This is a genomic window from Inquilinus sp. YAF38, assembly GCF_052113205.1.
Classification (GTDB): domain Bacteria; phylum Pseudomonadota; class Alphaproteobacteria; order DSM-16000; family Inquilinaceae; genus Inquilinus.
Genome location: NZ_JBFRCU010000004.1, coordinates 1 through 12,086, shown reverse-complemented (window position 1 = coordinate 12,086; position 12,086 = coordinate 1). Strand labels below are relative to the sequence as shown.

Below are 12,086 nucleotides of genomic sequence, written 5' to 3'. Positions count from 1 at the left end.
TGCCTCCAGCACGGAGCCGACCATGAGACGCCTCCTGGCGGTTGCGGCCCTCGCCGCCCTGACCTGCCTGGCGATTGTCCCGCCCGCATCGGCGCAGAGCGCCGCGGCGCAGCCGGCGCAGACCGACGCCGCCGGCTATGTCGAGCAGACGACGATCAGCAACCTGTTCGAGGTCTCGGCCGGCCAGGCGGCGCTGCAGAAGGCGTCCACCGAAGAGGTCCGCAGTTTCGCCCGGATGATGCTCGACGACCACACCAAGGCTAGTGAGCAACTGGCGGAGGCGGCGAAGGGCCAGGACCTCTCCCTGCCCACCAGCGTCGACGCCCGGCATGACCAGCTGCTGCAGGATCTGGCCAGCGCCACCGAGCAGGATTTCGACCGGCTGTACATGCGGACCCAGGTCGAAGCCCACACCGCAGCGCTGAAGCTGCAGCAGGACTACAGCAGCTTCGGTGCCAACCCGGCGCTGAAGGCGATCGCGACCCAGCTCGCGCCGACCATCAAGCGCCATCTGGACCAGGCCCAGACCATCCTCGACCGGCTTGCCAAGGCGTGATGATCGGCGAGCCGCTGATAGCAGGGGCTGCCGATCCGTCGAGATCGCCGAAAATCTTCGCGAATTGAGATTGCGAGTCATTATTATTCTTGATAATTGAGCACCCGGCATTCGAAGACGGGTGCGGCGAAAGCCGCCGGCGCCCGCGGTTCCGAATAAGAAGGATGGGGTGGCATGAGTGCTGGATACGGCACGCGCGATCGCGTGCGGATGTTGCTAACGACAACCATTCTCGTCGCCGCCGGCGGATCCGTCGGCACGTTCGCGCAGGCGCAGACGCAAGCCCAGCCTCCGGCACAACCATCGGCCCAGCGGGCCCCGGACGGTGCTGCCGCACTGCCGCCGATCGTGGTCACCGGCCAGGGCGAGAACCCGACCGGCCCGGTGCAGGGTTTCGTGGCCAACACCGGCCTCAGCGCCACCAAGACCAACACGCCGCTGATCGAGACGCCGCAATCGATCTCGGTGGTCACCAAGGACCAAATCACGGCGACCGATGCCGAGACCCTGTCCGAGGCGCTGACCTATACGCCCGGTATCACCTTCCAGTCCCCGGCCTACAGCCGGATGAACGACGACTTCATGATCCGCGGCTTCAACGTCGCCGCTGGCGGCTCCGGCATGCTGCGCGACGGCCTGCGGCTGCAGTCCAACGTCTACGACGGCAACCAGGAGCCCTATGGCCTCGAACGCGTCGAGGTGCTGCGCGGCCCCTCCTCCGTTCTCTACGGCCAGCTCAGCCCGGGCGGCGTGGTCAACGCCATCAGCAAGCGGCCGACCGACACGCCGTTCCATGAGGTGAACGCCGAATACGGCAGCTATGGCCGGACCCAGTTCTCGGGCGATACCGGCGGCCCAATCGACGAGAACGGCATGCTGTCCTACCGCCTGACCGGGCTGTGGCGCGATTCGGGCAACTGGGTGGACCACGTCCCCGACGACAAGCTGTACATCGCCCCGGCCTTCACCCTGCGCCCCTCGGACGCGACCACGATCACCTTCCTGAGCGACTATCAGGAGATCTACACCCGCTTCGCCCCGCCGATGGACTACGACGATCTGCGCCACGGCACGATCCCGCGCGACCTGTTCATCGGCCAGAAGGGCTACGACCGCTACCATAGCGAGAGCTACACGCTCGGCTACCAGCTCGAGCACGAGTTCAACGACAGCCTGACCCTGCGCAATTCCCTGCGCTATTATCATGCCGACGTGACCTGGGATTATCTGAACTACGGCACGCTCACCGGCGACAGCCTGACCCGGACCGTGGTCAACCGCCGCGAGACGTCGACCGGCTTCACCACCGACACCTCGCTGGAAGCGAAGGTCGAGACCGGGCCGGTCCAGCACACCCTCCTGGCCGGTGTCGACACCTACGGCGTCAGCTACGACACCAACCGCTTCGGTGGCTCGGTGGGCCCGCTCACCGACATCTACGACCCGGTCTACGACGCGAACGTCACCGTCAACACCAACAACACCGGATTCAAGAATTCGGGATCGCAGGTCGGCGTCTACCTGCAGGATCAGATGAAGATCTACGACAAGCTGATCCTGGTGCTCGGCGGCCGCTACGACTGGGCGAACTCGTACAACACCAACTACCGCTCGCAGGCGTTCCTGGATGCTTTCGACCTCGACCGGAAGCAGAGCCGCGAGGACACCGCCTTCACCGGCCGCGTCGGGCTGCTGTACCTGTTCGACAACGGCCTGGCGCCTTATGCCAGCTTCAGCCAGTCGTTCCAGCCCACCGCGCTGAACGCCGGCATCAGCGCGACCGGGCAGCAGTTCGAGCCGACCAAGGCCGACCAGTACGAGATCGGCCTGCGCTACCAGCCGGCCGGCGAGAACTTCCTGATCAGCGGCGCCATCTTCCGGATCGACCAGGACCACGTCCTGACCACGGATCCGGAGGACAATACCTTTTCGATCCAGAACGGCAAGGTGCGGTCGCAAGGCATCGAGCTGGAGGCTCGGGCCAGCATCGGCGCGCTCAACCTCGTCGCCGCCTATGCATACACCGACGCCCGCTTCCTAGAGAACGAGGCCGACTACTTCAAGGACGAGCGCCTCGCCCAGGTGCCGTATCACAACCTTGCTGTGTGGGCGGACTACAAGCTGGACGAACTCGGCCTCGCCGGCCTGACGATCGGCGCCGGGCTGCAGTATCTGAGCTCGACCAACATCCCGGGCAATGAGGAGACCGAGAAGGACGTGCCGGGCCGGGTGCTGGTCGACGCCATGATTGCCTATGATTTCGGCGCGTTCGACGAGCGCCTGACCGGGACGACGCTGCAGCTCAACGCCAAGAACCTGTTCGACAAGGAGTACATGACCTGCGCCGACATCAGCGGCTGCCGCTACGGCGAACCCCTCACCGTCTCGGCCTCGCTGGGCTACCGCTGGTGAGCTGCTGATGCTGAACCGGCGCGCGCTCCTGGGCGGGATCGGCCTGGCCCTGGCGGGCCCGGCCCGGGTCCGTGCGCAAGTTTCCAGTGCCATCGCGCGCCGGGTCGCGTGCCTCGACCTGCTGCTGACCGAGACGCTGCTGACGCTCGGCATCACGCCCGTCGCGGTCGGCAACATCCCACTCTATCAGCGGCTGGTGGCCGAGCCGGCGCTGCCGGACGGCGTGCCGGATCTGGGCCCGCTGCAGGAACCAAATCTCGAGTTGCTGCAATATCTCCGGCCCGACCTGATCCTGGCCCCGTCCTGGGCCGAGGTCGGCCAGAACAACCTCGAACGCATCGCCCCGGTCGCGTGGCTGCCGACCTTCTCCACCCAGAAGCCGGCGCTGGACCATGCCCGGGACGTGCTGATGCGCGCGGCGGCGCTGACTGGCCGCGATGCCGAAGCCCGGTCCTGGACCGACCGCGCCGACGCCGCCCTGGCGGAGGCGCGCCGGGTCCTGGAGCCCTGGACCGACCGGCCGGTCTATGTCGTCCGCTTCAACGAGGATGGGCGCCACGCCGCGATCTTCGGCGGCAACGGCATGATCGGCGACGTCCTGTCCCGCCTCGGCCTGCGAAATGCCTGGACCGGGCGGACCAATGTCTGGGGCACCGTCTCGATCGGCATCGAGCAGTTGGCCGGCAATGCCGAGGCCCGGCTGATCCATTTCGACCGCGGCGCCGAGACCGAGCGTGCCCTGCGGCAGCTCGCCGCCAGCCCGCTCTGGGCGGCGCTGCCGGCGGTGCGCCAGGGCCGGGTGATCGAGATGCCGGTGATCTATCCGAATGGCGGGCTGTTCTCGGCCGCGCGCTTCGCCCAGCAGCTCGCCCGGGTTCTGCCGGCGCACGGCACCGTGAATGGCTGACCTGGCGTTGTCCCGGCCGGCGGCAACGGGCCGCCCGGCCCTGCTGGCGGCGCTGCTGATTACCGCGGCCCTGGCCCTGTTCCTGCACCATCTGCGGGCGCTGCTGCCGCCGGCGGAATGGCAGCAAGCCTTGACCGCGCCCGACCCGGCCGACATGCGCCAGATGCTGGCGCAGTACAGCCTGCTGCCGCGCCTGATCGTGGGACTGCTCGGCGGCGCCGCGCTGGGCCTCGCCGGCGTGCTGTTCCAGCAGGCGCTGCGCAATCCGCTGGCCGAGCCGGGGACGCTGGGCGTCTTCGCCGGCGCCCGGCTGGCGCTGATCGCCGCCACCCTGTCGGCGCCGTCGCTGCTCGATGTCGGGCAGGAGGTCGCGGCCCTGCTCGGCAGCGCCGCGGCGATGGCCCTGATCCTGCTGCTGAGCTGGCGCCACAGGCTGGCCCCGATCGCCGTGATCCTGGCCGGGCTGGTCGTCACCTTTTATCTCGACGCCGGCAGCAAGATGCTGGTGCTGTTCAACCACCAGGCCCTGACCGACCTGTTCGTGTCGCAGGGCGGATCGCTGAACCAGAACAACTGGGACGTGGCGCTGGCCCTGGCGCCGCGCCTGGCCCTTGCCGCGCTGGCCGGCGCACTGATGCTGCGGCCGCTGACGCTGCTCGATATCGACGAGGACGGCGCGCGCAGCCTCGGCCTGTCGCCAGCGGCGGCACGCCTGGCGGCGATCGCGGTAGCGGTGCTGCTGAGCGCCTCGGTCGCCGCGCTGGTCGGGCCGATCGGCTTCATCGGCCTGGCCGGGCCGGCGATCGCCCGCCTCACCGGCGCCCGCCGCTTCCGGGACCGGCTGGTCTGGGGGCCTGCGGTCTCGGCCGGGCTGCTGGCGCTGACCGACCAGTTGGTGCAGTTCGTCGATGCGGCTGGGTCGGTGCCGACCGGCGCGGTCACCGCCATCCTCGGCGCGCCGCTGCTGCTGTGGCTGCTGCGCCGGCTGCGGCCGGCAGCGGGCCAGGCCCGGCCGGACCGCCCGGCCGACACCACCGATCACCGCCGCCGGCACCCCTGGCCCTGGGTCGTCAGCGCGCTGCTGCTGCTCGGGCTGGTCGTCTGGGCCGCGCTGGCGGAGGGCCGCACGCCGGATGGCTGGCACTGGAGCCTGGGCGGCGAGCTCGACCTACTGCTGCCCTGGCGGGCGCCGCGCGTCGCCGCCGCCCTGGGCGCCGGCTTCATGCTGGCGACGGCCGGCGTGGTGCTGCAGCGCCTGACCGGCAACGCCATGGCCAGCCCGGAGTTGCTTGGCGTCTCCTCCGGCGCCGCCCTGGCCCTGATCCTGGCCGCGTTGGTGGTGCCCGGGCTGGACCGACTGGCACTCACCGGTGTGGCCGGGCTCGGCGCCCTGGCAGCGCTGCTGGCAGTGCTCTCGCTCGGCCGGCGTTCAGCCTTCTCCTCCGAGCACATGCTGCTGGCCGGCACGGCGCTGACCACCATCGGTTATGCCTTCCTGGTGGGGCTGCTGTTCAGCGGCGATCCGCGCACCGCGCTGCTGCTGGGCTGGCTGTCGGGGTCGACCTATGGCGTCTCCGCCCGTGACGCCGCAATCACCTGCGGCCTCGCTTTCGCCGCCGCCCTGATCCTGCCGCTGGCCGGGCGCTGGCTGACCATCCTGCCGCTCGGCGCCGTGACCGGCCGGGCACTGGGCGTGTCGCTGGCCCGCAGCCGGGCTGCCCTGCTGCTGCTGGCGGCCCTGCTGACGGCCGGGGCGACGCTCACGGTCGGGCCCCTGAGCTTCGTCGGGCTGATGGGACCGCACATGGTCCGCATGCTTGGCCTGCGGCGGCCGACGCCGCAGATCCTGGCGGCCGGCCTGCTCGGCGCCGGGCTGATGGTGCTGGCCGACTGGCTGGGCCGCACCATCGCCTTTCCCTGGCAGGTGCCGGCCGGGCTGGTCGCGACCTTTGTCGGCGGCACGTATTTCCTCTGGCTGATGCAGCGACGATGATTGACGCGATCGCTCCCATCTTCATCGGCCCGCTGGCCGATTTCGCCGACCGGCTGGTGCTGGCCGACGATCCGCGCCCGGGCGTGCGCGGATCGGACCTGCTCGACCCCGCCGTGCTAGGCCCGATCCTGGAGCGCTTCGCCCAGCGCTACGACCAGCCGGAGCCGCGGGCGGTGGCTTCGATGTGGTCGAAGTTCCATTTCTGGACGCTGCTGACGCCGGTGATGGCAGCCAGCCTGCTGCTGGAGCATGGGCTGCCGACCGACCTCGACGAGGTCGATGTGATCATCGCTCCGGACGGGCAGACCACGGCCTTCCGGCTACCGCATGGCGGCGGCCGGGCCGCGCCGGCCGACGGTTTCGAGCGGTTCGGCACGCTGGTCGACGGCCATATCGACCCGCTGATCCGGGCGGTCGTGGCGCAGAGCGGCGCCTCGGCGAAGGTACTGTGGAGCAATGTCGGCAACCTGTTCGAGAACCTGCTGCGGCAGATCGAGGAGTCCGGCATGGCCCGCGGCCCCGGCCCGGCCCAGGCCCGCGCCCTGCTAGCCAGCCGCGAGTGGCCCGGCCGGCGCGGCAACCCGCTGTTCGAGCCGGTGCGCTATGTCGAGCGCGACGGCCAGCAAAAGAGGCTGCGGCGGGTCTGCTGCATCCGCTATCTGATCCCCAGCCTCGAGCTGTGCTCGACCTGCCCGCTGGTGAAAGCGAGACCGGCATGAACCACACTGCCCCCGCGCCTGCGGCCGGGATCGAGGCCGCGCCGGCGATGTTCGAGCTGTCGCAGGCCGCCTTCGCCGTGGCCGACCGCACCCTACTGCAGCCGCTGGATATCACGCTGGCGCCGCACCGGGTCACCGGGCTGATCGGCCACAACGGCTCCGGCAAATCGACCTTGCTGAAGATCCTGGCGCGGCAGCAACCGCCGAGCGCGGGCTCGGTCCAGTTCGAAGGCCGGCCGCTGCGGGACTGGGCCGACCGTGCCTTCGCCCGCCGGGTCGCCTATCTGCCGCAGCAGACGCCGCCCGCCTCCGGCCTGCTGGTGCGCGAACTGGTGGCGCTCGGGCGCTATCCCTGGCATGGCGCGCTCGGCCGCTTCGGCACCGTCGACCGGGAGAAGGTCGAGGAGGCGATGGCGCTGACCGACATCGCCCCCTTCGGCGACCGGCTGGTCGAGACTCTGTCGGGTGGCGAGCGGCAACGCGCCTGGCTGGCCATGCTGGTGGCGCAGGACGCCGCCTGCCTGCTGCTGGACGAGCCGATCTCCGCCCTCGACATCGCCCATCAGGTCGACGTGCTGGCGCTGGTGCAGCGGCTGAGCCGAAGCCGCGGGCTGGGCGTCGTCGTGGTGCTGCACGACATCAACATGGCGGCGAGATTCTGCGACGATATCGTGGCGCTGCATTCCGGCCGGCTGATCGCCCGCGGCGCGCCCGACGCCATCCTGCAGCCCGAGCGGCTGCAGGCGATCTACGGCATCCCGATGGGCGTCCTGCCCAACCCGGCCGGCGGCCCGCCGATCAGCTATCCGCACTGACCGGCAGACTTCCCCCTACTGTGCCGCTACCGCCGTGATGGCATCGGCCCGGCGCAGCGCCTCACGGACGCCGGACTGGAAATCCGGGGCGTGGATGATGTCGAGATGGGTGGCGCCCGGCACCCGGACCAGCGCCGCCACCGGGGCCAGCAGGCTCCAGTCGCGCAGCCGCTCCGGCCGGCCCAGCGAATCCTCCGCCTGCCAGACATGCACCGGCAGATCGAGCGGCCGGTAGGCGTAGCGCGCGGCGCGCAGCCGCTTGTCCAGCATCGCCCACAGCTCGAATTCGCGCGAGGTCAGGTCAGGCCCGTCGGCCGGCAGGCCGCCGGCATGGGCCAGGACATACTCGTCCAGAGCCGCCTTCTCGGCCTCGTCCATCAGCCCGAACAGCGACCGCCATTGCGCCGCCATGGCCGAGCGGCCGAGCCACCGCTCGAGCAGGGTCGCGGCCCGCTGCCGCTCCTCCGCCGACGGCAGCTGCTCGGTGCGGAAATCGACAGATTCGAAGACGTCGACGAGGCCGAGGAACTCGACAGCCACGCGCCCCTTCAGGCGGTGCGCCGTCTCGAAGGCCAGGTCGCCGCCGGAGGACCAGCCGAGCAGGGCGCAGCGTCCGCCGGCGGTGCGCTCGATATGAGCGGCGAACTCCTCGGCCAGCGCTGGCATGTCGTAGCCGCGCCAGCGCTGCCCGGTGTAGACGTGGCTGACGAAGCCGGTGACCGGTCGGTCGCCACCCAGCGCCGCGACCATCGAGGCGAACTCGGTCGAGTTCACGATCAGCCCGGGCAGGCAGTAGAGCGGCACCCCGTCGCCGCCGTGCTGCAGATGCACCACCTCCGGCCCCTTTGGCGGCGCCGGCGCGATCCGGGCCGCGAGATCGGCCAGGCTGCGGGCATTCAGGATATCGGCCAAGGTCAGAGCCTGCCCTCCCGCCAGCCCCTGCTTGCGGATCCGGGCCAGCAGCTTGAGACTGAGGATCGAATCCCCGCCGAGAGCGAAGAAGTTGTCATCGCGGCCGATCGCATCGGTGCCGAGCAGGCTGGACCAGAGGACGGCCAGCGCCTGCTCGGTCTCGCCGCGCGGCGGGTCGCCAGCCGGCTTCGCCGCCTCGGGCGTCGGCAGCGCCTTGCGGTCGAGCTTGCCGTTGGCGGTGACCGGCAGGGCGTCGAGCCGAATCCAGGCGGCCGGGACCATGTAGTCCGGCAGCCGCGTGGCGAGCTTGGCCTTCACCGCCTCCAGATCGGTGCCGGCAGGCGCCGCGACATAGGCGACGAGCTGCATCCGGCCATCCTCCGCCGGCAGCGCCACCACGGCAGCATCGGCGACGCCGTCGAGGCCGCGCAGCGCCGTCGCGACCTCGCCCGGCTCGACGCGGTGGCCGCGGATCTTCACCTGGTCGTCGGCCCGGCCGAGGAACTCGAGGCTGCCATCCTTGAGCCGCCGCACCCGGTCGCCGGTGCGGTACAGCCGGGCGCCGGACGGGCCGAAGGGATCGGGCACGAAGCGTTCCGCGGTCAGGTCCGGGCGGCCGAGATAGCCGCGCGCGACGCCGGGGCCGCCGAGATAGAGCTGGCCCGCCGCCCCGGCCGGCACCGGGTTCAGGTGGTCGTCCAGCACATGCGCCGCGGCATCCGGCAGGGGCCGGCCGATCGGCAACGTGCCGGATGCGCGCCAAGCCTCGGCGGCAGGCTGGCACAGCGCGCCGACGGTGGCCTCGGTCGGGCCGTAATGGTTGACCACGCGGCAGCCCGGCGCCAGCTCCCGAATCCGCTCCAGCAACGGCCAGCCGGTGGCCTCGCCGCCCAGCACCAGCGTGTGGACCGGCAACACATCCTGGGGCCGGCGCGCCTGCAGCAGCGCCTGCAGGTGGCTCGGCACGATCTTCAGCACCTCGATGCGCTGCGCCGCCATGTATTCGGCGAAGCGGTCGGGGTCGAAGGCGCGGACCGGGTCGATCAGATGCAGCTCGCCGCCGCCGTACAGGGCGCCGTAGAGCACGGTGTTGCCGAGATCGGCGGCGACGGTCGACACCATCGCCATCCGCGCCCCCTCCGGCAGGCCGAGGACCTGCAGCACGCCGCGGGCGTAGTCGGCGATGCCGCCGCGGGTGACGACCACGCCCTTGGGCTTGCCGGTCGATCCCGAGGTGTAGATCAGGCAGCCGGCTTGGCCGGGCGCCGGCTCGGGCAACTGCGCCAGAGGTTCATCGATGCCGTCGTCCAGCGACAGGCGCAGCACCTCGCAGCCGAAGCTCTCCGGCGTCTCGGCATCGACCAGCAGCCAGCGGGCACCGCTGTCGGCCAGCAGCTCGGCCCGCCGTTCCACCGGTGCCGCGGGGTCGAGCGGCAGATAGGCCGCGCCGGCCTTGAGCACGCCGAGGATGCCGAGCACCCATTCCGGTGTCCGCCCCATCTGCAGTGCCACCCGGTCCTCGGGCCGGAGGCCGCAGGCGATCAGCCGGCGGGCCAACCGGTCGGAGGCCTGGTCGAGCTGCGCCCGGCTGTAGGACCGCTCCTCATGCCGGATCGCGACCACCTCCGGCCGGGCCATGGCCTGTGCCCGCCAAGCCGCGACCAGATCCGCCGGAGCCTCGCCGCTCACCGGCCCGAACGCGGTGTCCGGCGCCGGGGCCGGCGCGAGATCGGCCAGGCGCCGCCCCGGCGCGGCCACGACGGCCTCGGCAAAAACGGAAAAATCCGCCGTCAGCCGCTCGATCGTCGCCGCGTCGAACACGTCGGTGGTGTAGGCGATCAGGATGTCGATGCCCTCGGCCCGGTCGGTGAAGTCGAGGCTGAGGTCGAAATGCGCGGCGCCGCTGCCGAGGCCACGCAGCGTCATGGCCAAGCCGGCGAAGTTGCCGCGGCCCGGCGCATCGGCCTGCTCGGTGCACTTCACCTGGAACAGCGGGTGCACCCCGGCTTGGCGCGGCGGGGCCAGCGCCTCGACCACCATGTCGAAGGGCACGTCGATCCGGGTCTCGGCCGCCAGCAGGCCCTCACGCACTTGGTCCAGCAGGGCGGTGAAGCCTTGGCGCTGGTCGATCACCGTGCGCAGCACGGCGACATTGGTGAAGTAGCCGATCATCGGATGGGTCTCGGCCCGGCCGCGATGGGCCAGGGGCGCGCCGATGCGGATGTCGTCGCCGCCGCCGTTGCGGGCCAGCAGCAGCTTGAACAGCGCCAGCACGGCCATGAAGGTCGAGGCGTTGCGGCTGCGGGCCAAAGCGCGCAGCCCGTTGCTGACCGGCCCGGACAGCCGCGAATGGTGTGCTGCCCCGGCGTCGCTGCGCTCCGCCGGCCGCGGCCGGTCGAAGGGCAGGTCGAGCGGTGGGTGGCTGTCGCCCAGCGCCGCCTTCCAGGCGTCGAGCTGGCGCGCCTCCTCCCCCGCCTCGAGCCAGCCGCGCTGCCAAGCGGCGTAATCGGCATAGTGCAGCGCCAGCGGCGGCAGGCCGGCGGGCTTGTCGTCGCGCCGGGCGGCGTAGAGGGCGGCGAGGTCGCGGATGAGCAGCCCGATCGACCAGCCGTCGGCGACGATGTGGTGCAGGGCCAGGACCAGCCGGTGCTCACGGTCGCCCAGCCCATGCAGCTCGAAGCGCAGCAGCGGCCCGGCTTCGAGGTCGAAGGGCTGGCGCGCCAGGGCCTCGGCGAAGGCGTCGCTCTCCGCTTCCCCTCCCGCACGCAGGTTTCGGATGGTGAAGGGCGGCACCAGCTCGGCGTGGAGGCGCTGCACCGGGCGGCCGTCGGCATCGATGCCGAAGGTGGTGCGCAGCGCCTCGTGCCGGGCGACGAGGTCGCCGGCTGCCGCCTGCAGCGCCGCGGCGTCGAGATCGCCGGACAGGGACAGGATGCCGGCCATGGTGTAGGCCGGGCTGGCGGGGTCGCGCTGCCAGGTCAGCCACAGCCCGCGCTGGGCGTAGGACAGTGGCAGGTCGGCGCCACGCTCGACCGGCACGATCGGCAGGGTGGCGAAATCCACGTCGTGCTCGGCCAGCTTGTCGAGGAAGGCACGTCGGCGGTCCGGCGCCAGCGCGGCGAAACGGCGGGCGATCTGCTGAGCGTCGACGGTCATGTCAGGTCCTCGAGTTCGCTCATCCACTTGTCCATCTCGTCCAGGCGCTGCTCGGCAGGCCCGAGGTCCAGGCTGGCGGCCAGCCCGGCGAGGGTGGGATGGTCGAAGAAATGGCGGATCGGCAAGGCTTGGCCGTGCCGCTCCAGCAGCAGCGCCCGCACCTTCATGGCGGCCAGCGAATGTCCGCCGAGTTGGAAGAAGTCGTCGTGTCGGGAGACGCGGGCGAGGCCGAGGACGTCTTGCCAGATGCGGGCGATGGCGAGCTCGGTCTCGCCCTCGGGCTCGGCCCGGCTGTCCGCGTCGCTCTCCCATTCCGGGTCCGGCAGCGCCTTGCGGTCCAGCTTGCCGTTGGCCGAGAGCGGCAGATGCTCCAGCCACAGCAGCCGCGACGGCACCATGTATTCCGGCAGGAGGGCCGCGAGGTGCTGCTTCAGCCCGGCCTCGTCGGGCTGCGTCTCGCCGGCGACATAGCCGATCAGCCGCCCCGCGCGCAGCAGCACCACCGCCTCCCGGACGCCCGGGTATGAGCGCAAGCCCGCCTCGATCTCGCCGAGCTCGATCCGCAGGCCCCGCAGCTTCACCTGATGGTCCAGCCGGCCGAGATACTCGATCGCCC

Annotated in this window: 8 protein-coding genes; 6 read left to right on the top strand and 2 right to left on the bottom strand. The window is 71.2% G+C overall.

All coding sequences use genetic code 11. From position 1 onward, the window contains the following. Window positions 1-22 precede the first annotated feature (22 nt). The 6 genes from AB4Z01_RS02560 (at window position 23) to AB4Z01_RS02535 (ending at window position 7,402) form a co-directional block, all read left to right on the top strand. Window positions 23-556 carry a DUF4142 domain-containing protein gene (locus AB4Z01_RS02560; RefSeq protein ID WP_441690284.1) on the top strand — a complete coding sequence of 178 codons (534 nt, stop codon included), beginning with the start codon at window positions 23-25 and terminating at the stop codon, window positions 554-556. Between the two features lie 174 nt (window positions 557-730). Next, window positions 731-2,968 (top strand): TonB-dependent siderophore receptor, encoded by a 2,238-nt coding sequence (locus AB4Z01_RS02555; protein WP_441690281.1) that lies wholly within the window; start codon window positions 731-733, stop codon window positions 2,966-2,968. A 7-nt stretch (window positions 2,969-2,975) separates the two neighbouring features. After that, window positions 2,976-3,875 (top strand): ABC transporter substrate-binding protein, encoded by a 900-nt coding sequence (locus AB4Z01_RS02550; protein WP_441690279.1) that lies wholly within the window; start codon window positions 2,976-2,978, stop codon window positions 3,873-3,875. Then, window positions 3,868-5,868 (top strand): Fe(3+)-hydroxamate ABC transporter permease FhuB, encoded by a 2,001-nt coding sequence (gene fhuB / locus AB4Z01_RS02545; RefSeq protein WP_441690277.1) that lies wholly within the window; start codon window positions 3,868-3,870, stop codon window positions 5,866-5,868. The genes AB4Z01_RS02550 and fhuB overlap by 8 nt, the downstream gene beginning before the upstream one ends. After that, window positions 5,865-6,587 (top strand): siderophore-iron reductase FhuF, encoded by a 723-nt coding sequence (gene fhuF / locus AB4Z01_RS02540; protein ID WP_441690274.1) that lies wholly within the window; start codon window positions 5,865-5,867, stop codon window positions 6,585-6,587. Before fhuB ends, fhuF begins: the two co-directional genes overlap by 4 nt. After that, entirely contained in the window at window positions 6,584-7,402 is an 819-nt protein-coding gene (locus AB4Z01_RS02535) for an ATP-binding cassette domain-containing protein (RefSeq protein WP_441690271.1), read from the top strand. Before fhuF ends, AB4Z01_RS02535 begins: the two co-directional genes overlap by 4 nt. Before the next feature lie 15 nt (window positions 7,403-7,417). On the opposite strand, the gene AB4Z01_RS02530 is transcribed toward AB4Z01_RS02535, so the two are convergent. Continuing rightward, window positions 7,418-11,470: an amino acid adenylation domain-containing protein gene (locus tag AB4Z01_RS02530; protein ID WP_441690268.1), complete on the bottom strand. Its 4,053-nt coding sequence runs from the start codon at window positions 11,468-11,470 to the stop codon at window positions 7,418-7,420. Continuing rightward, window positions 11,467-12,086: phosphopantetheine-binding protein (locus tag AB4Z01_RS02525; RefSeq protein ID WP_441690265.1), on the bottom strand; the 620-nt coding region annotated here is incomplete at its 5' end. The genes AB4Z01_RS02530 and AB4Z01_RS02525, both read right to left, overlap by 4 nt.

Coding starts and splice junctions, on each gene's coding strand:
- AB4Z01_RS02555 (WP_441690281.1), top strand. CDS start 731: ATGAGTGCTGGATACGGCACGCGCGATCGCGTGCGGATGTTGCTAACG.
- AB4Z01_RS02560 (WP_441690284.1), top strand. CDS start 23: ATGAGACGCCTCCTGGCGGTTGCGGCCCTCGCCGCCCTGACCTGCCTG.
- fhuB (WP_441690277.1), top strand. CDS start 3,868: ATGGCTGACCTGGCGTTGTCCCGGCCGGCGGCAACGGGCCGCCCGGCC.
- fhuF (WP_441690274.1), top strand. CDS start 5,865: ATGATTGACGCGATCGCTCCCATCTTCATCGGCCCGCTGGCCGATTTC.
- AB4Z01_RS02550 (WP_441690279.1), top strand. CDS start 2,976: ATGCTGAACCGGCGCGCGCTCCTGGGCGGGATCGGCCTGGCCCTGGCG.
- AB4Z01_RS02530 (WP_441690268.1), bottom strand. CDS start 11,470: ATGACCGTCGACGCTCAGCAGATCGCCCGCCGTTTCGCCGCGCTGGCG.
- AB4Z01_RS02535 (WP_441690271.1), top strand. CDS start 6,584: ATGAACCACACTGCCCCCGCGCCTGCGGCCGGGATCGAGGCCGCGCCG.